This is a genomic window from Mesorhizobium sp. M1329, assembly GCF_040318035.1.
GTDB lineage: Bacteria > Pseudomonadota > Alphaproteobacteria > Rhizobiales > Rhizobiaceae > Mesorhizobium.
Genome location: NZ_JAMYLN010000011.1, coordinates 69,436 through 95,399, shown reverse-complemented (window position 1 = coordinate 95,399; position 25,964 = coordinate 69,436). Strand labels below are relative to the sequence as shown.

The 25,964-nt window shown below is 62.7% G+C and carries 29 protein-coding genes and 1 pseudogene; 9 read left to right on the top strand and 21 right to left on the bottom strand.

The genetic code is table 11. From position 1 onward, the window contains the following. Positions 1–338: 338 nt before the first annotated feature. The 4 genes from NKH21_RS13710 to NKH21_RS13695 are packed head-to-tail and all read right to left on the bottom strand — an operon-like array spanning position 339 to position 2,158. A complete protein-coding gene (locus NKH21_RS13710; protein ID WP_352666123.1) occupies positions 339–806 on the bottom strand; it encodes an SRPBCC family protein in 468 nt (155 codons plus the stop codon). A 30-nt stretch (positions 807–836) separates the two neighbouring features. Further along, entirely contained in the window at positions 837–1,199 is a 363-nt protein-coding gene (locus tag NKH21_RS13705; protein WP_352666125.1) for a VOC family protein, read from the bottom strand. 55 nt (positions 1,200–1,254) lie between these two features. After that, positions 1,255–1,647, bottom strand: coding sequence for a VOC family protein (locus tag NKH21_RS13700; protein WP_352666126.1), 393 nt, complete (start codon positions 1,645–1,647; stop codon positions 1,255–1,257). Positions 1,648–1,675: 28 nt separating this feature from the next. After that, positions 1,676–2,158, bottom strand: coding sequence for an SRPBCC domain-containing protein (locus tag NKH21_RS13695; RefSeq protein ID WP_352865553.1), 483 nt, complete (start codon positions 2,156–2,158; stop codon positions 1,676–1,678). Between the two features lie 51 nt (positions 2,159–2,209). Here NKH21_RS13695 and NKH21_RS13690 point away from each other — a divergent pair, with 51 nt between their 5' ends. From NKH21_RS13690 to NKH21_RS13680, 3 genes are all read left to right on the top strand, one after another. Beyond that, positions 2,210–2,533, top strand: coding sequence for an ArsR/SmtB family transcription factor (locus NKH21_RS13690; protein ID WP_352666129.1), 324 nt, complete (start codon positions 2,210–2,212; stop codon positions 2,531–2,533). 235 nt (positions 2,534–2,768) lie between these two features. Next, positions 2,769–3,518 carry a YebC/PmpR family DNA-binding transcriptional regulator gene (locus tag NKH21_RS13685; protein WP_023678028.1) on the top strand — a complete coding sequence of 250 codons (750 nt, stop codon included), beginning with the start codon at positions 2,769–2,771 and terminating at the stop codon, positions 3,516–3,518. Continuing rightward, positions 3,515–3,823, top strand: a complete 309-nt coding sequence (locus tag NKH21_RS13680; protein WP_352666131.1) for an Rdx family protein — start codon at positions 3,515–3,517, stop codon at positions 3,821–3,823. Before NKH21_RS13685 ends, NKH21_RS13680 begins: the two co-directional genes overlap by 4 nt. Before the next feature lie 26 nt (positions 3,824–3,849). Here NKH21_RS13680 and NKH21_RS13675 read toward each other — a convergent pair whose 3' ends face one another. Together NKH21_RS13675 and NKH21_RS13670 are read right to left on the bottom strand one after the other, a co-directional pair. Next, the gene (locus NKH21_RS13675; RefSeq protein WP_352666133.1) at positions 3,850–4,329 is read right to left on the bottom strand and encodes an anthrone oxygenase family protein; all 480 of its coding nucleotides are present in this window, start codon (positions 4,327–4,329) and stop codon (positions 3,850–3,852) included. A 1-nt stretch (position 4,330) separates the two neighbouring features. Continuing rightward, a complete protein-coding gene (locus tag NKH21_RS13670) occupies positions 4,331–5,164 on the bottom strand; it encodes an NAD(P)H-binding protein (RefSeq protein ID WP_352865549.1) in 834 nt (277 codons plus the stop codon). Positions 5,165–5,276: 112 nt separating this feature from the next. Between NKH21_RS13670 and NKH21_RS13665 the strand changes: the two genes are divergently transcribed. Then, positions 5,277–5,918, top strand: coding sequence for a TetR/AcrR family transcriptional regulator (locus tag NKH21_RS13665; protein WP_352865546.1), 642 nt, complete (start codon positions 5,277–5,279; stop codon positions 5,916–5,918). Positions 5,919–5,927: 9 nt separating this feature from the next. Here NKH21_RS13665 and NKH21_RS13660 read toward each other — a convergent pair whose 3' ends face one another. Continuing rightward, positions 5,928–6,428, bottom strand: a complete 501-nt coding sequence (locus NKH21_RS13660) for a hypothetical protein (protein WP_352666137.1) — start codon at positions 6,426–6,428, stop codon at positions 5,928–5,930. 96 nt (positions 6,429–6,524) lie between these two features. Next, positions 6,525–6,746 carry a 50S ribosomal protein L31 gene (gene rpmE / locus NKH21_RS13655; protein WP_006327661.1) on the bottom strand — a complete coding sequence of 74 codons (222 nt, stop codon included), beginning with the start codon at positions 6,744–6,746 and terminating at the stop codon, positions 6,525–6,527. Positions 6,747–6,950: 204 nt separating this feature from the next. Between rpmE and NKH21_RS13650 the strand changes: the two genes are divergently transcribed. Further along, positions 6,951–8,753 carry an ABC transporter transmembrane domain-containing protein gene (locus NKH21_RS13650; RefSeq protein ID WP_352666139.1) on the top strand — a complete coding sequence of 601 codons (1,803 nt, stop codon included), beginning with the start codon at positions 6,951–6,953 and terminating at the stop codon, positions 8,751–8,753. Positions 8,754–8,874: 121 nt separating this feature from the next. Here the strand turns inward: NKH21_RS13650 and NKH21_RS13645 are convergent, their stop codons facing one another. From NKH21_RS13645 to NKH21_RS13605, 9 genes and pseudogenes are all read right to left on the bottom strand, one after another. Then, positions 8,875–10,902, bottom strand: a complete 2,028-nt coding sequence (locus NKH21_RS13645; RefSeq protein WP_352666141.1) for a DUF3857 domain-containing protein — start codon at positions 10,900–10,902, stop codon at positions 8,875–8,877. Positions 10,903–11,107: 205 nt separating this feature from the next. Next, a complete protein-coding gene (locus NKH21_RS13640; protein WP_352865542.1) occupies positions 11,108–12,592 on the bottom strand; it encodes a carboxypeptidase M32 in 1,485 nt (494 codons plus the stop codon). 201 nt (positions 12,593–12,793) lie between these two features. Then, a complete protein-coding gene (locus NKH21_RS13635) occupies positions 12,794–13,192 on the bottom strand; it encodes a hypothetical protein (protein ID WP_352666143.1) in 399 nt (132 codons plus the stop codon). A gap of 267 nt (positions 13,193–13,459) precedes the next feature. Further along, positions 13,460–14,491, bottom strand: coding sequence for a peptidoglycan -binding protein (locus NKH21_RS13630; protein ID WP_352865540.1), 1,032 nt, complete (start codon positions 14,489–14,491; stop codon positions 13,460–13,462). A gap of 1 nt (position 14,492) precedes the next feature. After that, complete coding sequence (locus NKH21_RS13625; RefSeq protein ID WP_352489246.1) at positions 14,493–15,518, bottom strand: MotA/TolQ/ExbB proton channel family protein; 1,026 nt, start codon at positions 15,516–15,518, stop codon at positions 14,493–14,495. A gap of 115 nt (positions 15,519–15,633) precedes the next feature. Beyond that, positions 15,634–16,342: pseudogene (gene trhA / locus NKH21_RS13620) on the bottom strand (PAQR family membrane homeostasis protein TrhA). Positions 16,343–16,441: 99 nt separating this feature from the next. Then, positions 16,442–17,242, bottom strand: a complete 801-nt coding sequence (locus tag NKH21_RS13615; RefSeq protein WP_352504937.1) for an inositol monophosphatase family protein — start codon at positions 17,240–17,242, stop codon at positions 16,442–16,444. A gap of 81 nt (positions 17,243–17,323) precedes the next feature. After that, positions 17,324–17,890, bottom strand: a complete 567-nt coding sequence (gene efp / locus NKH21_RS13610) for an elongation factor P (protein ID WP_292664037.1) — start codon at positions 17,888–17,890, stop codon at positions 17,324–17,326. Between the two features lie 138 nt (positions 17,891–18,028). After that, on the bottom strand, positions 18,029–18,886 hold the full coding sequence (locus NKH21_RS13605) for a LysR family transcriptional regulator (RefSeq protein WP_352666147.1): 858 nt from the start codon (positions 18,884–18,886) through the stop codon (positions 18,029–18,031). Positions 18,887–18,998: 112 nt separating this feature from the next. Between NKH21_RS13605 and NKH21_RS13600 the strand changes: the two genes are divergently transcribed. Continuing rightward, positions 18,999–20,015, top strand: coding sequence for a zinc-dependent alcohol dehydrogenase family protein (locus tag NKH21_RS13600; protein ID WP_352666148.1), 1,017 nt, complete (start codon positions 18,999–19,001; stop codon positions 20,013–20,015). A 43-nt stretch (positions 20,016–20,058) separates the two neighbouring features. Here NKH21_RS13600 and NKH21_RS13595 read toward each other — a convergent pair whose 3' ends face one another. The 3 genes from NKH21_RS13595 to NKH21_RS13585 all read right to left on the bottom strand — a co-directional run bounded on the left by NKH21_RS13595 (position 20,059) and on the right by NKH21_RS13585 (position 22,802). Next, positions 20,059–21,090: a tetratricopeptide repeat protein gene (locus NKH21_RS13595; RefSeq protein WP_352666150.1), complete on the bottom strand. Its 1,032-nt coding sequence runs from the start codon at positions 21,088–21,090 to the stop codon at positions 20,059–20,061. 1 nt (position 21,091) lies between these two features. Continuing rightward, positions 21,092–21,739, bottom strand: coding sequence for a thiamine phosphate synthase (locus NKH21_RS13590; RefSeq protein ID WP_352666152.1), 648 nt, complete (start codon positions 21,737–21,739; stop codon positions 21,092–21,094). Between the two features lie 178 nt (positions 21,740–21,917). Beyond that, entirely contained in the window at positions 21,918–22,802 is an 885-nt protein-coding gene (locus NKH21_RS13585; protein ID WP_352666153.1) for a DMT family transporter, read from the bottom strand. Positions 22,803–22,934: 132 nt separating this feature from the next. Here NKH21_RS13585 and NKH21_RS13580 point away from each other — a divergent pair, with 132 nt between their 5' ends. Together NKH21_RS13580 and NKH21_RS13575 are read left to right on the top strand one after the other, a co-directional pair. Then, entirely contained in the window at positions 22,935–23,384 is a 450-nt protein-coding gene (locus tag NKH21_RS13580; RefSeq protein WP_023678010.1) for an Lrp/AsnC family transcriptional regulator, read from the top strand. Between the two features lie 96 nt (positions 23,385–23,480). Further along, on the top strand, positions 23,481–24,251 hold the full coding sequence (locus NKH21_RS13575) for a sulfite exporter TauE/SafE family protein (protein ID WP_352450835.1): 771 nt from the start codon (positions 23,481–23,483) through the stop codon (positions 24,249–24,251). Positions 24,252–24,291: 40 nt separating this feature from the next. Here NKH21_RS13575 and NKH21_RS13570 read toward each other — a convergent pair whose 3' ends face one another. Further along, positions 24,292–24,843, bottom strand: coding sequence for a DUF2269 family protein (locus tag NKH21_RS13570; RefSeq protein WP_352666154.1), 552 nt, complete (start codon positions 24,841–24,843; stop codon positions 24,292–24,294). A gap of 579 nt (positions 24,844–25,422) precedes the next feature. On the opposite strand from NKH21_RS13570, the gene rcdA reads away from it, so the two are divergent. After that, on the top strand, positions 25,423–25,950 hold the full coding sequence (gene rcdA, locus NKH21_RS13565; RefSeq protein WP_352465697.1) for a protease adaptor protein RcdA: 528 nt from the start codon (positions 25,423–25,425) through the stop codon (positions 25,948–25,950). Positions 25,951–25,964 lie beyond the last annotated feature (14 nt).

The following is a 25,964-nucleotide window of genomic DNA, read 5'->3' as shown; positions in this document are numbered from 1 at the left end:
ATAGAATGACTCGATGAGCAGGAACGATCTCAGCCAGGATCAGCGCGACCAGCTCGCCAAGCTGGCTGAATTGCCCGACAGCGAAATCGATACTTTCGACATTCCGGAAGCTCCGCTCTCTGGCGATCCTTCGCGCCCCCCTCTGTCCTGCCGGACATCTCCCCCACAAGGGGGGAGATCGGCAGCTTCGAAGGCAGAGGTGACGGCCAATCTCCCTCCTTGTGGGGGAGATGCCCGGTAGGGCAGAGGGGGCGCTGTCCCGCCGACATTTCACAACTTCGGCACCGCGCAGCGCTTGGAAGGCTCGCCAAAGGAGTCAAATTCCCCGTGTAGAAGAGCTAATTTGCCGGCACGCCCTTCGGATGGCGGTCGCCGATCAGGCCAAGCGTCAGGCCTTGCTCCAGCCACGCCTTGGCGCCGGCGAGCACCAGCGCAAAACCGCCGGTCGAATCGATCGCCTGCTTGACCTGCTCGTCGGGGCTGCCGGCAAAGCCGAAATTGCGGACCTCGACAAAGGTCATGCCGCCGGGCATTTCGGCGAAAGTCCACACTACCGTGGTCGGCGGATCGCTCCATTGCATGACGATCTTCTTGTTTTCGACGATCTCACTGACATTGACCGTCGTCGAGACGCCGTACATGCGCCATTCCCAACGGATTTCGTTGCCGCTGTCCAACCTGTCGCTGCCATGGGTGAACCAGAACTTCGTCGTGATCGCCGGATCGACGAAGGCTTCGAATACGTCGGCGACCGGCCGCCTTATCAGCATGCCGGCTTCGGCGGTCGGTGTTTCACGGATTTCCATATCGTCCTCCTTTCCACGGCGCCGCCCTGTTCACCAGGCATCGGGCTCGCGCACCAGGTGAATGATGTTGGCCGGGTTGGTGATCCAGCCGCCGCGGAAGCCTTCACCCAGTGCCTCGATGGCGTCGCAACGCACGACGCCGGCCTGGGCGAGATGCTCCGCAGCGGCCGGAAAATCATCGGTGAACAGCTCGAGCCAGATCTCGGCCTGGCTCAGCATCGGTGCTTCGTCGATCCACAGCCGATTGGGACCGAGTTCGAAGCCGACGGCCGGCGCCTTGGCCGTGAATGGCTTCAGGCCGACGACGTCGCGATAGAAGGCGATCGTCGCCTGGTATTGATGCGGCGGGACTTTCATGGCGATGTTAATGCCGCCGGTGATCTTCGGGGTCATTTGCTGGCTCCATTGCCGTGTTCAGGTTCGATTGGCTGGTTCGGTCCAGAACCTGCTATGCCAAATTGATCTGCCAGGAGACTCCGAACCTGTCGTTGAGCCACGCAAACCGGCGGCTGAAACCATAATTGTCCAGCGGCATCAGAAATTTGCCGTCCTTGGCCAGCGCCTCGACAATGCCGTTCAGCTCTGCCTCCGTGGAGCAATCCACATACAGCGAGACCAACGGCGTGAACGTGAAGGCATGGTGCACGGGGCTGTTGTAGACCATCACTTCCAGACCGCTTATGGACACGCGCGCCAGCTTGACCGTTCCTTCCGGGCCGTCTTCGCCGGAGCCGTAACGTGTGACGTCAAGAACGCTGCTGTCGGGGATTGTCTCGCAATAGAAGGTCATTGCCTCTTCGGCCTTGCCCTCGAACATCAGAAATGGCGTCACTTGCTTCATCGCAGGCCTCCGTCATCTTGGTGGCTTTTCAGATGTTGTTCTCGTTGGCCGGCTCGCCCTTCATCTCGCTGCGGTAATAGCCGTCGCGCAAATTGATGCCGTATTCGACATAGGCCTTCATGCAGGCCAGCATCTGCGACCAGCCCTCGCAATTGAGGTAGGACTTCTTCAGGCCGACCGCGTCCTCGTGCCAGCCGGTTTCGGCGATGGTGACGAAGGTGCCGCCATCGTCGAGCGGCTCGAAATTCATCTCGATGCGGGTCTTGTAGGCTGGCTTGCCGTCGGCGCCGGTGGCATCCCAGCGCAGCACGATGCGGCTGTCTTTCTTCACCTCGTCGACCTCGACCGGGACCTTGCCCCACCAGACGACGCCGACGCCCGCCACTAGAGGGGCGCTGGCGCCGCCGATCGTGGTGAAGTAGCCGCTGAGCTTCTTCGGATTGACGACCGCATCGAAGACTTCGGCGACCGGTTTGCCGATGCGGCCAGAAACCCTGAATCCGAGAGACATATCCACAGCTCCTTTCTTGAACGGGTCAACGATATGTTATAGAAATATAACATGTCAAGCCAATCGCGGGACGATAATGTTTTCAAGGCGCTGGCGCATCCGCGCCGGCGTGCGTTGCTGGACCAGCTGAAGGATGCGCCGCAGACCACCGGCATGTTGTGCGATGCCTTCCCAGACATGGACCGCTGCACGGTCATGCTGCATCTGAAGGTGCTGGAGGAGGCCGACCTGGTGGTGGCGCGGCGCGAGGGCCGCGAACGCTGGAACCATCTCAACGCGCTGCCGATCAAGCACATCCACGACCGCTGGATCAGCCAATATGCCACGCACGCGATCAGCATCCTCGACCGGCTGAAATCCGATCTTGAGGGGTGAAAGGTTGCCGAAGCCTGCCGATTTTCGGGTCTTGAAACCCTTGCGTGCCGGCAGCAATGGCGCGGCTGGACGAAGTGAGCCGATTTATCTATAAGCCGGCCATTCCGACAGAGAGCGCCGTCCGTCCGTCAGGACGCAGCAGGACGTTCTGAAATTTTGAATTCGAGCATTTTGCAAGATGCCGGGTGGTTCACCAGGCGGCAGATGCTCTAGCCGAGAAGACGACAGGGGTGCCATGGCTGGCCATTCACAGTTCAAGAACATCATGCACCGCAAGGGCCGCCAGGATGCGGTGCGGTCGAAAATGTTTTCCAAGCTGGCGCGCGAAATCACCGTCGCCGCCAAGAGCGGCACGCCCGATCCATCGATGAACCCGCGCCTGCGCCTTGCGGTGCAGAATGCCAAGGCGGTGTCGATGCCGAAGGACAATATCCAACGCGCCATCAACAAGGCGTCGATGGGCGATGCCGAGACCTACGAAGCCGTGCGCTACGAGGGTTACGGGCCAGGCGGTGTCGCGCTGATCGTCGAGGCGCTGACCGACAACCGCAACCGCTCGGCGTCGAATGTGCGTGCCGCCTTCACCAAGGCCGGCGGGGCGATGGGCGAGACCGGCTCGGTTTCGTTCATGTGGGACCGCGTCGGCGAGATCTACTATCCGGCATCGGCCGGCAGCGCCGAGAAGGTGATGGACGCAGCGATCGAGGCCGGCGCCGACGATGTCCAGTCGGACGAGGAAGGCCACACGATCTATTGCGCCTTCGAGAATCTCGGCGAAGTGTCGAAGGCGCTGGAAGGCGCACTCGGCGAGGCTGAATCGGTGAAACCGATCTGGAAGCCGCAGACCAATATCGCGGTCGACGAGGAGCGGGCACAATCGCTGATGAAGCTGGTCGCGACGCTCGAAGACGACGACGACGTGCAGAGCGTCTACGCCAATTTCGAGGTCGACGAGGAGACCTTGGCGAAGCTCAGCGCGGCATGAACGAACAGGCGCCCACCGTCCGCATCACCTATTGCACCCAGTGCCAATGGCTGCTCAGGGCCGGCTGGATGGCGCAGGAGCTGTTGTCCACCTTCGGCACCGATCTCGGCGAAGTGACGCTGGTGCCCGGCACCGGCGGCATCTTCACCATTTCCTGCAATGACACGCTGGTCTGGGACCGCAAGCGTGACGGCGGTTTTCCCGACGCCGCAAAACTCAAGCAACTGGTTCGCGATGTCATCGATCCGGATCGCGATCTCGGCCATGCCGACCGCAAGGGCCATAAGTCGAAGGACCCTGCCTGACGGCCTTTTACACTTCCGTCCTGCATTCACCGCCATGCGAAGATGAAGCAGCCCAGCGCCACGATAGCGGTGACGGTGCGGACATGGTTCCACATCACCCAGTCCCTGAGATAAGTGGCCCATACCGCGGCGCCGTTGGCGCTTGCCGGATCGACTGCGGCCAGGGCGTTGTTGAGCGGTACGTTGAACATCATCGTCACGATCGGGTTGCCGACGAGGTAGATCAGGGCGCCGGCGAGGAGCCAGAATGCACCCGGTTGGCTCCAGCCGATAAGAGCGCCGGCTGCAAGGACAAGACAGACCAGCCCGGTGCCGAAAAGCGCGGTCATGAATGTCGGCGTAATCACGGTGATGTTGATCGAATTCATGGCGGCGATGCCGCCTCCGGCAGGCAAGCGGGCGAGCGCCGGCATGATAAAGTTGGAGAAGGCGAAGAAAACGCCGCCGACAACGCCTGAGCCAATGGCAGCGACGAAGGTGAGGGTGGGAAGCAGTTTCATGATCATGTCAGTTCCTCCAGATGCCCGTGGCGGCAGTTTCGGTTGCGTAGGCGGAAAAGTCTTTTGGGGCGCGGCCGAGCACGCGCTGGACGCCGTCGGTCAGCGACTCGTTCCGGCCGTCGAGCACTTCGGTGAACAGCTCGTTAAGCAGCCAGGCGAACTCGGCCGGCAATCCGTGCTCGGCGATGGCGACGGTGAACTCGGCATGTGAAATCTGCTTGAAGGGAATGTCGCGGCCGGCGGCCCTGCCGATCTCGGCGACCGCGTCGGCGAAGCTCAGCAGCCGCGGCCCGGTCAGCTCGTAGAGCTCTCCGACATGGCCTGGCTCGGTCAGCGCGACGAAGGCGGCATCGGCGATGTCGTCGGCATCGACGAATGGCTCGCCGACATTGCTGACCGGCAAGGCCACTTCGCCTTCCAGCAAGGACTCGACGAGAAAACCTTCGCTGAAATTCTGCGAGAACCAGGCGCAGCGCAGGATCGTCCAGTCAGCGCCCGAGGCTTTCAGCATCTCTTCGGCGCGCTGGGCTTCGGTCTCGCCGCGGCCTGACAGCAGCACCAGCCGGGTGACACCGTTGGCCAAGGCGAGCCGGGCGAAGGCGTCGACGACTTCGGCGGCGCCCGGCACGGCAATGTCGGGGTAGTAGCTGATGTAGACGGCACTCACTCCTTGCAAGGCCGGGCCCCAGGTCGCCGGAATTTCCCAGTCGAAGCTTGGGCTGCCGGAGCGCGAACCGATCCGCACCGGCGTGCCATGCGCGGTCAGCCGCTCGGCAAGGCGGCGGCCGGTTTTTCCGGTGCCGCCGAGTATCAGAATTGGTTTCGATGTCGTGTCAGTCATTTCGGTTTCCTCCGTTTTCCAAATGTGAGTAATCCTCACATTTGCAAAACGTGATAAACCCTCGTATTTTGCGAGTCAAGCCAATTTGTTGATTGTTCGTCTGGAGACAATGATGGAAGGCTCTGCCGTATCGGATTCACAGGACGGCCAGATCGCATCGCCGCGTCGGGCGCCGAGCCAGCAGCGCAGCCGCGAGCGGGTCGAGCGCATGTTGGCCGCCGCCTCGGCGCTGATCGCCGAGCAAGGTAGCGATGCCATGCGCATGGGCGAGGTTGCAGAGAGGGCCTGCGTGTCGATCGGCTCGCTCTACCAGTTCTTCCCGGACAAGCGGGCGATCATCTGGGCGCTAGCCGAACGCTACACCGCCGAAAGCCAGGCCTGCATTGCGGCAGCACTGGCCGAGGTCAATGACGCCGAAGGCCTGCGCCGGGCATTTTCGGAACTGGTAGATATCTACTACGGAATGTTCCTGGCGGAGCCGGTGATGCGCGACATCTGGTCGGGCACGCAGGCCGACAAGGCGTTGCGCGAACTTGAGCTTGCCGACAGCCGGGCCAACGCCGAATTCCTTACTGCGGTGCTGAAGCGGTTGCGGCCGTCGGCCGATCCGGAAGCACTGGAAACGACGTCATTTCTCATCTGGCAGATGGGCGAGGCCGCAATGCGGCTGGCGATCTCGGTCGGGCGGCAGGAAGGCGACCGGCTGGTTGCGGCCTACAAGCGGATGGCGCTGAGGGAGTTGCTGGCCGAGTAAAGCTGTACGCTAGCGGCCGAAGTAATCCCGCAGCATTTCCGCACGTTCATCCTCCGTGCACATCGCCATTCGGCCGAGGTCGAGCAGGCCTCGATAAAGGGCGACAACAGCCAATGCGCAGTTAATGGTCTCGTCATCCGCCGAAAGTGCCAGATCCCGCAAAGCCAACTGGAAAAGAGTCTGCCAGGCAATTTTGTAGTGCGGTTCGATCCAATCCGGAATTGACGGGTTTCGACCGTCGACCAGGCGAGCCTCTTCGATGGTGGCAGCCAGACCGTAGGCTCCCCAATAGGCGGGAGCGTGGCCTTCGGAGATGTGAGCGATTTCAACAACCGCTGCGTAAGATGCGTCTCCGACATCTCCCTGGTGATGCAACTCATTCCAGAGTTCATCCCAGATAGACTTGTTACCGTACTGAAGGGCGAGCGCTCGCAAGGCCGGTCGCGGATCATAAATGGTCTTGTACCCGCCCATGAGGTTGGAACATCGCTTATCTTCGAGAATAGACATGTCGCCCTCCCTGGCGGATGCGTTCCGCCGCGCATTTAAGGTCAAGAAAAAACCCGCCTCAAGGGCGGGTTTTTTCTGATGCGAAAGGCCTGCGGCTTAGAGGCCGAAACCTTCGAAGCGCTTCTTGAACTTCGACAGGCGGCCACCGCGGTCGAGCAGGGTCTGCTGGCCGCCGGTCCAGGCCGGGTGGGTGGTCGGGTCGATATCGAGGTTCATCGTATCGCCTTCCTTGCCCCAGGTCGAACGGGTCATGTATTCGGTGCCGTCGGTCATGACGACCTTGATGGTGTGATAGTCGGGATGGATGTCGGTCTTCATGGGTCTGTTCCTGGCTTGCCGGGCGCTGCCGACGGGCTGAAGCCTGCGTCGATGCGCCCCTTTTTAAAACTCGAAGCCGCAGCTATTGAGGAGCCACGGCTTCTAAAACGGTCGGCGAGCCTATACATCAGCCGGAATTGAATCACAAGGCCGTGGCAAGCGCATATTGATGGCGCAAACCTCAAAGGGCCAAAGGAAACGGTCATGGCGAACATCAGCGGCGATGCAGACGAGCGCAGGCGCTCGCTGAGGCCGCTGCAGCGCCTGTTTCCCTACATCACCCATTACCGCAAGATGGTCATCGGCGCGGTCGTCTCGCTGGCCATCGCGGCGGCGACGACGCTGGCGCTGCCGCTGGCCGTGCGGCGGATGATCGACCACGGCTTTTCCGCTTCCGATTCCAGCTTCATTGCCGAATATTTCGCCATGCTGGTGGTGATGGCGGCCGTTCTGGCGGCGGCGTCGGCCAGCCGCTACTATTTCGTCATCACGCTCGGCGAGCGCGTCGTTGCCGATATCCGCCGCGATGTCTTTGCCCACGTCACCACGCTGTCGCCCTCCTTCTTCGACACGGCCCAGTCGGGCGAGATCGTCTCGCGGCTCGCTGCCGACACGACACAGGTCAAATCCGCCGTCGGTGCCACCGCCTCGGTGGCGCTGCGCAACGTCATCCTCGGCCTCGGCGCTGTGGCGATGATGGTCTTCACCAGCCCAAAACTGTCCGGCCTGGTCATCGCGGCCATTCCGCTAATCGTGCTGCCGCTGGTCGCCTTCGGCCGCTCGGTGCGGCGCAAGTCACGGCTGGCGCAGGATACACTGGCCAATGCCACCGCCTATGCCAGCGAGCAGATCGGCGCGGTGCGCACGCTGCAGGCCTTCACCAACGAGAAGCTTGTAACCAGGTATTTTTCATCCGCCGTGGAAGCAGCCTTCGAAGCGGCGCGGGCCTCGATCTTTGCCCGCTCCTTTCTCACCTTCTTCGCCATCTTCATGATCTTTTCGTCGGTCGTGGCGGTGCTGTGGTTCGGTTCGCGCGACGTGCTCGACGGCACCCTGTCGCCGGGCACGCTTGGCCAATTCCTGCTCTATTCGGTGTTCGCCGCAGGCGCGCTCGGCGCCTTGTCGGAGGTCTGGGGCGAACTGTCCCAGGCAGCGGGCGCTGCCGAACGGCTGACCGAGATCCTGGCCGAGAAACCCGCGATCCAGGCGCCCGCCGATCCGAAGCCGCTGCCGGCAAAGGCGAGAGGCGCGATCAGCTTCGACGATGTTTCCTTCTCCTATCCGGCCCGGCCCGACCGCGCCGCCGTCCATGGCCTGAGCTTTCAGGTCAAACCCGGTGAGACGCTGGCGATCGTCGGGCCATCCGGCGCCGGCAAGAGTACCGTGTTTTCGCTGCTTCTACGCTTCTACGATCCTGAAGCCGGCAGGATCGTCATCGACGGGATCGATCTGCGCGAGGCCGATCCGGCCGCGATCCGCGCGCGCATCGCCATCGTGCCGCAGGACGTCACCATCTTTGCCGCAAGCGCGCGCGACAATATCGGCTTTGGCCGGCCTGGCGCCAGCCAGGCCGAGATCGAGGCGGCGGCGAAGGACGCGCTTGCCGACGAGTTCATCCTAAAACTCGAAAAGGGCTATGATAGCCAGGTCGGTGAGCGCGGGGTGACGCTGTCGGGCGGCCAGCGCCAGCGCGTCGCGATCGCCCGCGCCATTTTGCGCGATGCGCCCATCCTGCTGCTCGATGAGGCGACCTCGGCGCTAGATGCCGAAAGCGAGACGCTGGTGCAGACGGCGCTGGACCGGCTGATGAAGGGCCGCACCACGATCGTCATCGCGCATCGGCTGGCAACCGTGCTGAAGGCCGATCGCATCCTGGTCATGGATGGCGGCCGCATCGTCGAGGAAGGCACGCATCAGAGCCTGGTCGCCAAGGGCGGTATCTATGCGCGGCTGGCCAAGCTGCAATTTGAGACCGGGGCGAATGCTTTCAGGGGCGCGGCGGAGTAGCATCGCTACGGAGTCGAAGCCTGTTCCATCCCGATCTCATCGGGGGTTGGGCTTCATCTTCTTGTTTGACGGTGATCTTTTCCGAAGACCGGCATGATCTGCCCGCGGCCGCCGAGATTCTTCAGCTACCGAAAGCTCGGCGTTTGCCGCGTCGATAGGCGATGAACAGGGGAACGCCGACAAGCAACGACAACAAAAGCATGCTGGCGACGGTCTGTCGCTGCTCCCTTGCCGGATCGCTGAGCTGCACATCGGCAGGCGGCTCTTCATAGGTAAAATCGTACTGCCAGCGAATTTGGTCTGCGACCTCATCGACGGTTTTCAGATAATCGGCAATCGCCTTCGCCGGCACTTCAGTTGCCAGCGTCTGAAAGTTCCATTCAACTTGAAATTCGGTGGGCGTGTTGGACCAGGACGCCTTGAGAGACAGATAGGGCGTCACGACGTTTTTCATCGACTCGCCGGAAAATCTCGCCTTGAGGTTGCGCACGGTCACCTTGTGGCGGCGGTAGAGCTGGGGGCCGAGGGAGACGGGCCCGGTTCGGTCGACGATTGTCGGGGTTGGAAAAGAGTTGTTGCCGAGATCGGCCGCGCGGATCGGGAAATTCTTTGCCAGATCGTTGGCCGCCAGCGCCTCCGCCGGCAAGCGATAACTTTCCTTCACGCTCACTATGTTGCCGTCGCGGCGATCCACGATTTCCGGCTTGGCGATGGTTTGGATGCCCGGATATTGCTTGTTGTAATATTTCAGGTAAGCGTCCGACACCTCGCTCAGCGACCGGCTGGCGAAATTGCCGCGCATCCAATCGGCATCGGCATCCTCATATGTCGAGAAGACGGTCAGCACGAGGGGATCGCCCGGTTTCGGCGGAAAGTCGAATTCCTCGGCGATCTGGATCGATGGGCTGGTGAGTACAGGGCTCGGCATCTTCTCCAACCCGCCGGTGCTGGAAAGCGGCAGCGCGAAGCCGTAGTCCGGCTGTGCGAGATTGTGCGCCCTGCCACCCTGAAGATAGTTCGTGGCGTCCAGCCAATATGTCTTTGCTCCGATCCTTGCCTTGACGATGGCATGGTCGAAATCGCGAAGCGCCGGCAGATGCTGGTCCAGGGCCCGTCCCTCGTCGAGATCGGCCAAGGCGACCTCGGCAGCAATGCCAAGCCGCACAAGCGACGAAACCAGCAGCAGGGCCTTGTCCTTGCAGTCACCGAACCCGCTCAGGATGACCGTCGCGGGATCACGCGGAACGTAGGAACCGGCACCCATCGACAGGCTTACATAGCGGATCTGGTCCTGCACCAACCGCATTGCCTCGACCATCCGGTCTTCGGGCACCGGATGCCGCAGAGCGATGTCGTCGAGCTTTGCGGCAAAAGCCGAGGGAAAAACGGTCGCTGGCTTGTAATAGGGCGCAACAGCATCGACCACACTTTGCCAATTCGCGGTAGACGCGACATCGATGGAGCCCCAGCCCGGATAGGTCACGGGCAGGTTATCCTCGACATTGACCGGTTTCGGGTTTGAGATTTCCCACAGATAGGTGGTGTCTGGCCCAGTCGAGGAGATTGAGGGCTTGAGTCGGGTCCCCCTGGTCTTGATCTCGAGCGGCTGGCCCGAAGGCCAAATGATGCTTGTACGGATAAGCGCTACCGGTTCTTCCCATTCGGTGGAGAAATTCTTGAAGAAAAGATCCTTGCCGACCAGCGGTGTTACTTCGTAGGTCGACCCGTAATCGACGATGTCGCCGGCGCGCACGTCATCGATGTTGACATGTGCTGTCAGCCAGCCGTCGAAGACGCCTTTCTCGGCGTCTCTTTCCCTGCGGAAGATGTCGAATTCGACGCCTTCCAGCCGGTCCAGAACGGCACCATCGCGGATGATGTGAAGATGGTTGAGCGTGACCTTGTGCCGGGACGGATCGAACTGCAGATCGATGCTCGCGCCACGATCCAGGCCGGGACGGTCGACGATCTTATAGACGGTGCGCGAGTACTCGATGTAGCCGCCGGCACGATGCTTGATCTGGTCGTCCGAGAGCAGCCATGAAACGCCATTCTTGATTTGATCCGATCGGGCGGGATCGGCAGCCGGAATATCAAGCTGCTCTACCCAGCTTTCTGCCGGACCCTTGAGAACCATGTCGTCGGACATGGCCGGAGAACTCAGGCCGATCAATAAGATGAAAAATACCAAGCGGGGCCAGAAAGACTTCATCCTATGAAAACTGTAACAGATAGACATCTACGCTCGCCCAACTTGGCAGAACTCCTTTTTCAGAGGCTTTCTCACCAAAGTAAAGGCCAGTTTCGCGGATTTCTGCGGTCACGCGGCAAGAACCGGGAATAGATGAAGCGCCTCAGTTCCCGTACCGCTTCTTCAGATGGTCGGTGAAATGCACGGCATTGAGCTTTTCGCCGGTGGCGCGTTCGAGCAGTTCCGGTGTCGACCAGCGCGAGCCTTGCGACCAGATCCTTTTGCGGCGCCAGTCGTTGATCGCGGCGAAATCTCCCTTGGCGAGGTCTTCGTCGGCTGAAGGATGATCTCTGGTCAGCGCCGCCCATTGCTGCGCCGCCATCATGGCGCCGAGCGTGTAGGAGGGGAAATAGCCGAAGGCGGCACCCGGCCAGTGGACGTCCTGCATCGGACCATCAGCCGGATTGTCTGATGTCGACAGGCCTAGATAATCGCGCATCTTGGCATCCCAGGCCTCGGGCAGGTCGGCTGCCTCCAGCCGACCCGAGACAAGCTCCTGCTCCAGCTCGTAGCGCAGGATGACATGCAGCGGATAGGTGACCTCGTCGGCATCGACGCGGATCAGGCCGCGCTCGACCCGGTGCACATGCGGCAGGATGTCGTCGATTGTCCAGCTCTCGCCGAGGTGCCTTTCGACCACCGGCAGCGCCCAGCGCCAGAATTCTGGATTGCGGCCGATCTGCTTTTCGACGAACAGGCTCTGGCTTTCATGCACCGCCATGCCGCGCGCTTTGCCGAGCGGCCAGTGCGCCCACGCCTTCGGCAGGTTCTGCTCGTACAGCGCATGGCCGGTCTCGTGCAGCACGCCCATCAGCGCCGACAGGAAATCCGAAGTCTTGTAGCGCGTGGTGATGCGCACGTCGCTCGGCACCCCGCCGCAGAACGGATGGTGCGAAACCGACAGCGAGCCGTGGGTGAGGTCGAACCCGACTGCCGCCATCATGGCGAGGCCAAGCTCGCGCTGCTTGTCCAGGGGGTAGCTGCCGGAAAGCGGCTTCAGCGGATGTTTCGCCAGCCGCTCTTCCTGCACGGCCAGTGCCTCCGGTACGAAGCCTTTCAGGAAGGTCTTCAACTCGGCAAACACAGGCGTGATGTCGGCGGTGCGATTGCCCGGGTCATATTGCTCCATCAGCGCGTCGTAAGGCTCGAGCCCGAGCACCTCGGCGCGAAGGGCTGCCTCCTCGCGGACCAGTGCCACGACGCCTTCCAGCGCCGGCAGGAAGCCGGCCCAGTCGTTCTTGGCTCGCAGGTCGCGCCAGAGCTGCTCGGAGCGCATGCGCGCGGTCGTCTGGCGCTCGACGAACTCGACCGGCAGGCAGGTCAGGTTGGTGTATTGCCGGCGGAATTCCCTGACCGCGGCCTGCTGCTCTTCGTTCAGCGCCTCCTGCTCGGCCGCCGCGATCCAGTCGGCAATCTCCGGCGCCGTTGCCCGGGCATGGTGCATGCCGGCAAGCGCCGACATTGCCTCCGCGCGCTTCTCGCCGCCGCCGACCGCCATATGGGTCGCCTCGTCGGCGCCGAGGATGGCGAGGGCGTGTTCCAGCGCTTCGAGCTTGTGGCCGAGGTCGTCGAGTTTTTGAAAGGACATTGTGGATTCCGCTGATTTGACGGCGGGAAAAGATACCAATGCAAAACTGTTGGCAACCCCGAAAGCCGTCCGCGAACGATGCATTGCCGCCAGCGCTGGCGCTGATTGCGCTGGCGTTGGGCTAGCGCATGATCCCTGAACCGAGCTGGAAAGGATCATGCGCAAAATCAATAGCCACAGCGCCGGGCACGGCGGCCGATTTCAGCCGCCTGGATAGTTTGGGCCATAGCCGTTCGGATAGTATCCGCCGTCGGCGCCGTTGCCGATGAGGAAGGCACTGCCGGTAGCAGCGCGCAGCTTTTGGCTGACATCGTCGAGCTGCGCCAGCAACTGCTGATATTGCGTGCTCGGCATCGTTCCATCGCGCGCGGCCCTCTGGGCGGCCCGATCGAGTTGAGCGACCTGCGTGCGCAGGTCACGTGCCTCACCCGGCTCGAGCTTGTTCGCCCGGATGGCGCCCAGGATACCCGTCTCCACGCTCTGGATCTGATTGATCAAGGCCGTCGCACGCGGGCCGGCGTAAGCGCCAGCAAACGGAACGGCGAGGAGAAGTGTGGCGAGCGTAGCAGTCCTGAGATTCATGGGAGCGAAGAAGCGCATGATTGCGTCTCCTTTACTGGGGAAGGCGGTGGTTGGGAGGGTCCTGCCTTCCGGCCGCGGGCCGTCAGGTTCCGTCGCGTCGCGATGTGGGAGGCATCGCCGGCGGTTCCCGGCCCCTTGCCAAAAGCTAGTGACGCGTCGCGGCGAATTGTAATCAAAAAAAGGTAATTTCTTCGGGGCTTGCCGGCGCCGCGCCGGTGCCCTAGATGGCCCCGCCGCTCCGGCCGGCCCCGATCCGGAGCATGGCGCAAGCCAAAGGCTTGCAGATCACCGCTCGGTCAGCTTCAACTCGATGCGGCGGTTCTTGTTGCGCGCCTCTTCGGTATCGGCGGGGTCGAGCGGCTGGAATTCGCCGAAGCCGGCCGCGACCAGCCGGTTGGCCGGCACGCCGTTCTCGATCAGGAACTTGACCACCGATGTCGAGCGCGCCGTCGACAATTCCCAATTGTCGCGATAGCGGCCGGTGCCGGAGAGCGGCTTGTTGTCGGTGTGGCCGTCGACGCGCAGCACCCAGTTGATCTCCGCCGGGATCTCCTTTTGCAATTCGATGATGGCATCGGCGAGCTTCTTCATCTCGACCTTGCCGGCATCGTTGATCACCTCGGAGCCGGTCGGGAAAAGCACTTCCGACTGGAAGACGAAGCGGTCGCCGACGATGCGGATGTTCTCGCGGTCGGCGAGAATTTCACGCAAGCGGCCGAAGAAATCGGAGCGGTAACGGTTCAGCTCCTGCACGCGTTGCGCCAGTGCGACGTTGAGGCGGCGGCCGAGATCGGCGATCTTGGTGTTGGATTCGCGGTCGCGCGTTTCGGACACGTCGAGCGCTTGTTCGAGCGCTGCGATCTGCTTGCGCAGCGCCGAAATCTGCTGGTTGAGGATCTCGACCTGGCTCAGCGCCTGCTGGCTGATCTGGCGCTGGCTGTCGAGTTCGCCGGAAAGGGCGGTGGCACGCTGGTTGGCGGCATCGCCGGCACCGGCGCCTTGCGCCAGCAATTGCTCGAGCCGGCTCTTTTCCGCCTCCGATGCGGACAGCGATGCCTGCAAATTGGCAAGGGTGTCTTCCTTGTCCTGCGTCGTCGAGCGCTCCAGCGCCAGAAGCTGGGTCAACTCGTTGATCTGCGAGTTGAGGCGGTTGAGCACCGTGTCCTTGCCGGAGATCTCGCGGCCGAGCAGGAACTGCGCCAGCACGAAAACCGTGAGCAGGAACATGATCGCCAACAGCAGCGTCGACAGCGCATCGACGAAGCCCGGCCAGTAATCGATGCGGCGGTCGGAGCGCCGGCCTCGTGCCAACGCCACGTCAATGCACTCCAGGCTTCTTCAAGGCGTCGGCGATCTTCTCCAGCGTATTGCGCATCGCCTTCTGCTCGTCCGACTGGGCCTCGACCCAGTCGCGCATGATCTGCTGTTCCGAGCGCATGTTCTTGACCAGGCCGGAAATGCCGTCGGCGAGATTGGCCATGGCGGTGGCGACGCGCGGATTGGAGCTGCCGCCATTCTCCTGCAGCGTGCGCAGCTTTTCCGACAACAGCCGGATTTCCTCGGAGGGTTCGGTCTTGACTGCGTCGGCAACGACGATGTCGGAGGAGAGGTCGGTGACCGAGGACAGCCAGTTCTCGAGTTCGGTATAGAAGCGCGTCTGGGCGCGGCCGGCCTGCAGGTCGAGGAAGCCGAGCACCAGCGAGCCGGAGAGGCCGAACAGCGAGGACGAGAAGGCGGTGCCCATGCCGGCCAACGGAGCGGAAAGCCCCTGCTTCAGGGATTCGAGCACGGCGGCGGCATCGCCGGTGCCGGGATCGAGCGACTCGATGGTTTCGCGGATCGAGCCGATCGTGTTGAGCAGGCCCCAGAAGGTGCCGAGCAGGCCGAGGAACACCAGCAGTCCGACAAGGTAGCGCGACGTGTCGCGGCTTTCGTCGAGGCGGGTGGCGATCGAATCCAGCATGGTGCGCATCGAACTGGTCGAGAAGGCAATCGTCGACGAGCGGCCGATCATCGCCTTCATCGGCGCCAGCAGCACCGGTTCGGTGGTTTCGGAACCGGCGCGGAACGAGTTGACCCAGCGCACCTCGCGGAACAGCCGGCCGACCTGGACGAAGGCCAGCAGGATGCCGACCGCCAGCACGCCGATGATCAGGCCGTTAAGGCCGGGATTGGTGACGAAGGCGGTCGAGATCTGGCGGGTCAGGATGGCGGCGATGAAGGCCACGATGAACAGAAAGATCACCATGGTCAGCAGAAACACCTGCGGGCTCGACAATTTGTGCGGATCGTAGATCAGAACGTCGGAGCGCCTGCCCATGCCGAAGGATCTGAGAAGAGTCATCCGTGCCCCGTTTCCGATGCCGTCGCCGCCGATCAATTTGTGTTTGCGACTCTAAACGGAATTGTGACGAAATTGAATGGCGCTTGGCAATATTGCCACTGTCCGCAACCAGAGGTCAAAGCCGGTTGATGACCAGGCAGTCGACCATGGCGGCCAGATGCAGGCCGGCGCCGGTGACGACAAAGCCATGCCACAGCGCATTGTGGAAGCGCAGGCCCTTCCAGGCGAAGAAGATCACGCCGCAGGAGTAGACGATGCCGCCGGCAACGATGAGCGCGATCGATGTCGCCGGCAGCGTCCGCACGAGCGGCTCCACCAGAACGATGCCGCTCCAGCCGATAGCCAGATAGAAGACGATCGCCAGTCGGTCGAAACGGCCGGGAAGAAAGACCTTGATGGCGATGCCGATCGCCGCGGCGGTCCAGACCAGGACGATCATCGAAACGGCCAGCGGCGAGCCGCCGAGCTGGGCCAGGAACGGCGTGTAGGTCGCAGCGATCAGCAGGTAGATCGCCGCATGGTCGAAGCGCCGCAATATCCATTTTGCCGGCGACGACACCGGCCAGACATTATAGGCCAGCGAAACCGACAGCACGGTGAGCAGCGAGACTACATAGAAGGCGGCGGCGACATATTCGCCGGGGACCGGTTCGATAGGCGGCCAGTGCCAGCAGCATCGAGCCGGCAGCGATCGCCAGCACGATGCCGACGGCGTGGACGATGCCGTCGGCGATGATCTCGGCGCGCGAGTAATGCCAGCGCCCCATGAAGGGAATGTCGAGCTGGGAGAGTTCGCTCTGGGATTGGGGTCGGCTGTTCGTCATCGATGATCCTGCGCCGCCTTATCTGGGCGGCCGCGGGACAGTATTTCAAGCTTTGGTTGCGGTTTTGCGACTGCGGCGCTTCAGCGCGGCGTGCCTCTATCAGCTGGCTGAGAGTGGCCTTTTTATAGTTTTCAACAGCGCGCGCTGGATGAGTTCGTTGCCGGCAACCAGTGAACCGGCGTTCAGCACATCCTGTCCCCCGGCGAAATCGGAGACGAAGCCGCCCGCCTCGCGGATCAGCAAAATGCCGGCGGCGACATCCCAGGCCGACAGGCCGGTTTCCCAGAACCCGTCCATGCGGCCGGCGGCGACGTAGGCGAGATCGAGCGAGGCGGAGCCGAGACGGCGGACGCCGGACACCTCGGCCATGACATTGCGCAATTCGATGAGGAAATTGCCGTGCTGGCCACGCCCGAGATGCGGCATGCCGCAGCCGATCACCGCATCGACCAGCTTGGTGCGGCCGGCGACGCGCAGCCGGCGGTCGTTCATGAAAGCGCCGCCGCCGCGCTCGGCGGTATAGAGCTCATCCATCGCCGGATTGTAGACGACGCCGGCGACGATCTGGCCCTGGCGCTCCAGCGCGATCGAAACGGCAAAGAGCGGAATTCCGTGCAGGAAATTGGTGGTGCCGTCGAGCGGGTCGACAATCCAGCGGTGCTGGCCGTCGTCGCCCTCGATCACGCCGCGTTCCTCCATCAGGAAGGCGTAGCCGGGCCGCGCCTTGGACAGTTCGGCAAAGACGATGTCTTCGGCCTTGCGGTCGGCCTGGCTGACATAGTCGCCCGGCCCCTTCATCGAGACCTGCAGGTTCTGCACTTCGCCGAAGTCACGCGACAGCGAGCGGCCGGCCTTCATTGCGGCCTGGACCATGACATTGAGGATCGCGGAACGCGCCATTGCTGTTCTTCCTGTCGCTGCGCCTATTTGCCTTGACGCATGATCTTATCCAAAAAGTCTGCAACTCTTTGGGATAACGCCCTAGTCGGCGCGGCGTACGTAAGTGATTTCGTTGGTATCGACGATGATGCGCTCGCCCGAGCCGATGAACGGCGGCACCAGCACGCGAATGCCGTTTTCGAGTATCGCCGGCTTGTAGGACGAGGCTGCCGTCTGGCCCTTCACAACCGGGTCGGCCTCGGTGATGGTCAGCGTCACCTGGTCGGGCAGCGAAATGCCGATCGGCCTTTCGTCATAGAGCTGGACCGTCACCATCATGCCGTCCTGCAGGAAGGCCGCGCGATCGCCGACGAACTCCTTTTGCAATTCGAGCTGCTCGTAGCTTTCGGTGTCCATGAATACCAGCGCGTCGCCCTGCTCGTAGAGGAAGGAAAAATCCTTCAGATCGAGCCGGATCTGCTCGACCGTCTCGGCCGAACGGAAGCGCTCGTTGAGCTTGGTGCCGTTGATCAGGTTCTTGAGCTCGACCTGGTTGTAGGCGCCGCCCTTGCCGGGCTTCACGGTATTGGTCCTGACCGCCACCCAAAGGCCGCCATCATGCTCGATGACATTGCCGGGACGGATTTCGTTGCCATTGATCTTGGCCATGGTGAGATGATCCGGAAATGAGATGATCGCCGCAAAGGGCGATTTGGCGCCTCCAAGACCACAAATCGCCAGCAGAGGCAAGGAGCGCCTTCCGATGAAGCGGGAGCGAGGCTGGCCCGGCAACGCGGCGTGGCGGCCTCAGTCTGTCCTGACAGTCGCGGTGACAGCCTCGGTCACCGCGTCGGCGACCTCTCTCAAAAGATGCAGGTGCGGCGAACGCAGCACGACAATTCGCAGCGACAGCTCGAGGCCGGGAGCGTCGACCAGGGCAATGCCCTGCGGCGGCTTTTCCCGCAGCAGCCGCCTGGGCAGCAGGCCAAGGCCTTGGCCTCGACGAACCCAGTCGATCTGCAGCGCGCTGTCCTGAATCTCGGCGCCGACTATCAACTTGTGGCCGCCCTCGGCAAGGGCAGCCGCCAGCCGCCGGCGCGCGTCGCAAGGTTCAGGGCTGAGGACCCAGGGCATGGTCTTAACGTCGGCCAGCCGGCCGGTGTTTTCCGCAGCGATGATGCCAAGGGGCTCGGTTCCGACAACGCCGTCGCCAGTGTTGGAATTGCCGCCATCCAGGATGAAGGCGAGGTCGAGCTGTCCGCGCTTGTGCTGGTCGGCCAGCTCAAGGCTCCAGCCGCTCTTCAGACGCAGCGAGACCTTCGGAAACCGCGCCACGGCATCAGCAATAGCGGCGGCCACGGCTTTGTCGCAAAGTCCATGCGCGAGGCCGAGCCGCAGCAGGCCCTCCGGCTCGTCGCCCTTGGCAAATGATCTCAGCGCGTCGACCGCGGCGAGAATGTCCTTGCCGCGTGCCAGCACCTCTAAGCCGGCCGGGGTCAGTCGCGACGGCTTTAGCCGGCGGTCGAGCAATTCCGTGCCGAGCATCTCCTCCAGCCGCTGGATCTGGCGGGTGACGGCCGGCTGCGTCAACGGCAGGCGTTGCGCCACCTTCTGAATCGAACCCTCCTCGGCAAAGAGGGCCAGTGTTTTCAGTTCTTCAAGCATGACGCACCCGAACATGTCATAGAAGCATAATTATCCTGAACATTATGAATTTGAAATCCGATGGATGGCAAGCGATTTTCCTCCGGCAGGACCCAGCCGGAAAGGAACGACGATGAAAGCGATCGAATTGCAGAGCCCGGGCGGCCTCGAGAACCTCAGAATGGTCGAGCGGCCGATGCCCGAGCCAGGGCGCCAGGAGATGATTGTGAAGGTGAAGGCGACGGCGCTGAACTACCGCGATGCCGAGATCGTCCGCGGCAGCTATCACACGAAGTTTGCATTGCCGCTGGTGCCGCTGTCGGACGGCGTCGGCGAAGTCGTTGCCATCGGCGCCGAGGTCAGCCGGTTCAAGATCGGCGACCGGGTCTGCGGCACGTTCTGGCAACGCTGGGTCGGCGGCAGTTTCGCCATGGCCGAGCCCTCCTATCAACGCGGCGGCCCAATCGACGGGCTGCTCAGCGAATTTGCCCGGCTTGACGAACAGGCGGCGGTGCTGGCGCCAGCCAATCTGAGCGACCTCGAGGCGGCGACGCTGCCATGCGCCGGCGTGACGGCATGGCACGCGCTGTTTACGGAGGGCGGCGTCAAACCCGGCGACACCGTGCTTTGCCTCGGCACCGGCGGCGTTTCACTGTTTGCGGTGCAGTTCGCCGCCGCTGCCGGGACCCGCGTCATCGTGACGTCGAGCAGCGACGAGAAGCTTGCGCGGGCAAAGCAACTTGGCGCGCAGGATGGCGTGAACTATCGCAGCGTCCCCGACTGGGCATCGGCCGTGCTCGGATTGACGGATGGCCGCGGCGCCGACCATATCATCGAGGTTGGCGGACCGCAGAGTTTTGCACAATCGCTGAGGGCAGCGGCGCGCGGCGCCCAGATCAACGTCATCGGCTATCTCGGCGGCAGTGACGGCGCCATCAACCCGCTCGACATCTTCCGCCGGCAGGTCAGGGCCCGAGGCATCCCGGTGGGCTCACGCGAATCCTTCGAGGCGATGAACCGCGCCATTGTCGTCAACCGGTTGAGACCGGTGATCGACCGGGTCGTGCCGTGGAGCCAGGCCGCTGAAGCCTTTCGGTACCTTGAACACGGCTCGCCCTTCGGCAAGGTCGTCCTCGATCATACGCGATAAGCCCGCCTGACGAGCCCGGGTGCGATGGGCCGCGAGATCGCGGTCAGGGCAGGCGGTTGGCCCGTTGCAGCGCCTGCTGCGTCTGCTCGTCGGTCAGGCCCTGCAGGAAATCGTCCATCTCCTGGTCTATGAGCCCGGCGCGGCGGGCGACAACATACCAGGCGCCGGCGAGGATCAGATCCGGATCGGTGCCAATGCCGTTCATATAGAGCTTGGCGAGACGGTTCTGGGCGGCGACATTGCCGCCTTCTGCGGCCTGTTTCATCCAGTTGAAGCCGGATTTCAGGTCGCGGACGCCGCCGCGCCCCTCGATCATCCAGGTGGCGAGATCGATCTGTGCGGTGTCGTAGTTCTGCCGCGCGGCCTGTGCCAGCAGGCCGCGGGCGCGGACATCGTCGCGCGGCTTGCCGCCGGCGCCATTGGCGTAGACCTGTGCCATCGCATATTGTGCGTCGGCAAGCCCGGTCGCGGCAGCGCGCTCGTAATAGGATACGGCTTTGGCAATACCGGCATCGCCGGGCTCCTGTTCGACCATCAACTGTGCAAAATTGAACTGCGCCAGGCGGTTGCCGGCCTCGGCGGCGGCCTGCATCAGCGCATAGGCCTCCTTCTCGTCCTTTTTGACGTAGCGGCCGTCGAGCAGCATCAGCGCATACTGGAATTGCGATTCCGGGACGCCCTGCTCGGCGGCAAGCGCATACCACTTCGCCGCCCCTGCCGCGTCGACCGGCACGCCGAGGCCGCGCGACAGTATCTCTGCCACCAGCGTCTGTGCCGCCGGATCGCCGTTTTGAGCACGGGAAAGCGCAAGGTTGTAGGCCGTCTTGTAAAGTCCGCGCTGAAAGGCGCCATAGGCAGCATCGGACGGCTTTGCACCGAAGCGGTCGGGATTGATTGTATCGGCCGACGGCAGCGGGGCGGTGGTGGCGGGCTGCGGCAATTGTGCGGCGATCGGCCTGTCGGCAGGTTCGCTGGAATCCGGCCTGGGCTGGGGCAGCGGAACGGGCTCCGCCGCTATCGCCTGCGTCACGGCCGTTGCAAGAAAGGCGCTGAAAAGGATTTTCCGCGAGCGCACGTCAGTCCTCGAAGCGCGGCGCGGTTTCGTCGAGCAGCGCGTTGGCGGCGGCGACCGCCACCTTCGGATCGACGCCGTCGGCGAAGACGGCGCTGGACAGCGCCACGAATTCGGCGCCGGTGGCGGCGACCGCTTCCACCGAGGCAAGATCGGATCCTGCCATGACGATGCAAGGGATCTGGATCACGTCCGCCCACCACTGCCCGAGCGACAGGTTGCGCGGGTGCGGTTCAGGCTTGTTGTCGTAGCCGAAGCGGCCGAAGAAAATGTAGTCAGGCCTGACCTCGCCGAGTTCCAGCGCATCGTCGCGGGTCTTGGCGCCGCCGGTGCCGACCATCATCCTGGCCTGGAAATGGTCGATCGTTTCGGCGAGCTCGTCCTTGCCGACCTCGACATGAATGCCGTCGGCCTGGACGCGGCCGGCGATGCGGGTGTCGCCGGCAATGATGACGGCAATGCCGGCCGCTTGCGCCACCGGCACGATCTGTTCGGCAAAGGCCTGGAAGGCGGCCTCGTCCATGCCGTTTTCCGGCAGGATAAGCGAGGCGACGTCACCGCCGTCGAAGGCCGCGGCGATGCGCTCGGCCGGCACGTTCGGCGGCGCGATCAGCACGATACGGCAGCGGTTGGGCGGCGTTGCGTTATTCATTGGTGTTCGATCCCGGGTTATCGCCTATGCCGGGCGAAGATGGTTGCATTGCGGCATAGAGCAAAGTGCGGGGATTGAACAGGCGGCAGGGGGATCACGATTGCCGTCAACGATTCCATGGGGCTCGGAGCATGGCTGCCGTTGGCCGAAATTCTCCTCGCCTGGCCGCTTGCGGGCTCTACGCAGGCACTTTCGATTTCCAAAGCGACCAGCCGAGGTTCATGCCGGCAGCGGCGACCAGGATGGCGGCGGCGCCGACGATCTGCGCCGGCTGCAGACGATGGCCGAAAGCGACGACGTCAACGAGGATGGCGACGACGGGGTAGATGAAAGACAGCGATCCCTGCAGATGCGTAGGCAGTTTCTGGATGGCGCCGTACATGAGGATGTACATCAGGCCGGTATGGACGATGCCGAGTGTCGCCAGCATGACCCAGCTCCGCGCATCGGCGGGAAGGTGGGTGAGATTGGCGAAGGGTGCCAGCATGAGAACGCCGACGCAGACCTGGATCAGGGCGATAAGGTGCGGCGGCGTGCCTTTGAGCTTCTTGGTGACGATAGCCGCAACGGCCCAGAAGAAAGCCGCGGCCAGCGCCATCGCAATTCCCGTAAAGTAGTCCGTACCATGGTTGCCTGCATCGGGCGCGGCCTGCACGATCAGCAGCATGCCGGCAAAGGCAATGCCGAGCCAGGTCAGCTTGGTCATCGTCAGCCGTTCGGAGAAGAAGAGCGCGCCAAAACCCACCAGCATGAAAGGCTGCGTGTTGTAGACAGCCGTGGCGATCGAGATCGATGCGCGAGAAAACGCGCTGAACAGCAGCAGCCAGTTGATGACGATGGCAGCCCCGCCGAGAGCCGCGATCGCGACGATGCGAAGCGACAGCCTGCCGCGCAATAGCCCAAGGGCCGCGCAGATGATCAGCAGCGTTACCGCCCCGAAAGCGCAGCGCCAGAACACCACGTCCATGATGGGTTGGCCGGAAAGGACGACGAACCAGCCGATCGTGCCGAGGATCGCCATCGCCGCCGTCATTTCGATCGTGCCGCGTACCGTGTTGTCCATGGATGCTCCTGAAACCCGTTGAGATTTTATAATCCCACGGCGGATCGGGCCTTTCCATGACTTGTAGCTGGTGATATGCAGAATGAACCTAATTTAATTAGGTAAACATCGGCTTTTTCTTGGAATTGTAAAATGCTGGACGAGCTCGACAGAAAGCTTCTCGATATCCTGGTCAAGGATTCACGGACTTCGCTAAAGGAACTGGCGCTGCAGGTCGGGTTGTCGTCGCCAAGCGTTTCAGAGCGGCTTCGGCGGCTTGAGGATCGCGGCGTTATTCGTGCGTTCACCATCGACATCGATCCGCAGGCGCTCGGCTACGCCTTGCAGGCGATCGTTCGCATCCGGCCATTGCCGGGCAAACTGCACATCGTCCAGAAGCTGATCGAGGAAATCCCCGAATTCGGCGAATGCGACAAGGTGACGGGCGATGACTGCTTCGTTGCGCGGCTGTTCGTCCGCTCGATCGGCGAGCTCGACGGGATTCTCGACCGCATCGCCGACAAGGCCGAAACCAGCACCGCCATCATCAAGGCGCAGCCGATCCGGAGACGCCCGCCGCCGCTCGATATGCCAAACATGTGACGGGGTTCGGTGGCGTGGCCCACATATTTGCGGTCGCGGTCCGGTCATTTCTGGTCTATTCCAGAGGTCAACTTTTTCTCCAGCTTCCCTTCCCCCATGTCAGGCCTGCTCGTCGATCCCTGGTTCTATGCCGCGGCCATTCCGGCCGTCATCCTCGTCGGCCTGTCGAAAGGCGGCTTCGGCGGCGCCGTCGGCTTTGTCGGCGTGCCGTTGATGGCGCTGACCATGCCGCCGGTTCAGGCTGCCGCAATCCTTCTGCCAATTCTGTGCCTGATGGACATTGTCTCGGTGTGGACATGGTGGGGCATCTTCGACCGCAAGATGCTGGCCGACATGATGCCCGGCGCCGTGATCGGCATCGCCCTTGGTTGGCTGACGGCGGCACTGGTAACCGAAGAGATGGTGCGGCTGATCGTCGGCGCGGTTGCCCTGATCTTCGTGCTGCGCTGGCTCTATCTGCAACTCCGCCACGGTGCCGGCCACGCGGCGGAGCCCAACCGCGTCGCCGCCGGCTTCTGGGGTACCGTTGCCGGGTTCACCAGCTTCGTCGCCCATGTCGGCGGCCCGCCTTTTCAGGTCTACGCCTTGCCGATCAGGCTTGATCCGAAGGTGCTGTCGGGCACCGCGGCGATTTTTTTCGCGGTCACCAATGCGCTGAAGCTCATCCCTTATTTCGCGCTCGGCCAGTTCGATACCACCAATTTGACCGCGTCTGCGGTGCTGATGCCGCTGGCGCCGCTGTCGACAATCGCCGGCGCCTGGCTGGTGCGGCGGATGCGGCCGGAGCTGTTCTACCCCTTCACCTATGCGACCGTAGCGGTCGTCGCGGTCAAGCTTCTGTGGGACGGCATCGCCGGCCTCCTGTAAGACGGCGGCCCCTGTCGGCCGCCGCCGGATTCCTTAAACCTCAGGCGGCACTCGGCAGCAGCGGCCGCGTCCTGCCAAGCGCCAGGGCAGCGCCGGTTGCCAGCACGAACGCCATGCAGCCCAGAATGGTGATGTCGTGCAGCGTCGGCTTCAGCACCATGTCCGCGATGATCACCAGCATCACCGAATAGTCGAAGCGCGCAGCATTGAGGACGCGCTGGCCCTGGGCAAGCACTGCCGGCGTCACGCCATCCTTGGCGATCATACCTGCCATACGGTCGGCAGTAGGCTTGAAGATGAACATGCCGATACAGAAGGTCGTCGCATAACCGGCAAGGCCGATCAGCACCCACAGATCGGAAAAGCCGACCCAGAAGCCGCACATAATGAGGCCGAAGAGCAATGTCAGCATCGACATCGGCGCGAAGAACCGGTTGCCGAGCTCGCCGGTGGCGCGCATCGCCTGCAGCATGCCTTCGACGTTTCCAGCGCGGTCGGCGCGTACCGCGAGCAGCATCAGCGTGAAGCCGCCGCCGACCCAGAGGATCGCCGAGACGATGTGCAGAAATTTAACGGCCGAGTACCAGTCCATTGTTCGCTCCTTGAGAGATTTTGATGATTGCCGGAGCGCAAGGTTTGCTCCGCCTCGTTGCGAGGAACGGGCGTTTAGCGCGGCGCCTGTTTCGGAACGATGTCGCGCGGCGAGCGGATCTGTTTCGGTATGTCGGTCACGATCTGGAGGAATCCGGGCGCAAGGGCGTCGCCCCACTGTCCAGCCGGTGGTGTGAACGGCGCCGTGGCCAGTCAGCTGTGCTGTTACGGCACAGATGCTGGGCGCTTGATCGAAAAATATGCCCCGCGTTAAGGCTTCGTTAAGCTTTACAGGCGTTTACTATGTCCATCCAGTGATCTGGATTCTTACCGAGTGGTTGGAGCCACTTTGTTTGACGCCTCCCTGTTAAACTCCTGAGAGCCGCCTTATCCGCGGCTCTTTTTTTGTGCGCCGGCATGGGCTTCCTTCCGGCTAAATGCGGCCGTTAACCGTTTGTTAAACATGTGCTTGCCTTCGCTGGCAGCGAAGCGCATTTTCAAGCTTCAGTCGTTTAGGCTGCCGGATATGGCGGCCAAGAGCCGAATCGGCCGGCTGTCAGGCAAGTGCAGGGGCGTAGCGATGAACGAGCCTTCGAAGGCGAGCGCGAAAACCATCAAGCTGGCGGAGCGCCGGGTTTTCTCCCAATCCTTCAAGCCGCTCTATCAGGAAGGCATGGGCCTGGTCGAGCAGGCGGCCGAATATCTCGACGGCAAGGGCCGCGCCGAGGCCAAGAAGCTGTCGAGGCTGACAGCGACGCTTTATGCGGCCGAATCGATGCGGCTGACTACCAGACTGATGCAGGTCGCCTCGTGGCTGCTTTTGCAGCGGGCGGCGAATTCCGGCGAGATGACCCGCGATCAGGTGGCTTCCGAAAAATCCAAGGTGCGTCTCGACACCGCCTCCGCGCACGAGGAGGCGCCCGGCTGGGCCGAGCTGCCGACGGATTTCGTCGACCTCGTCAACCGCTCGCTGCGCCTTCAGGCGCTGGTGCGCCGCATGGACGAGGAGATCTATGGCGGCCTCGCCGAGGTGCCGCTGTCGAGCCGTCGCGTCAATCCGGTCTCAGACCAGATCACGCTGCTGAACACGGCTTTCGCCCGCGGCTGACAGGTTGCTCGGGG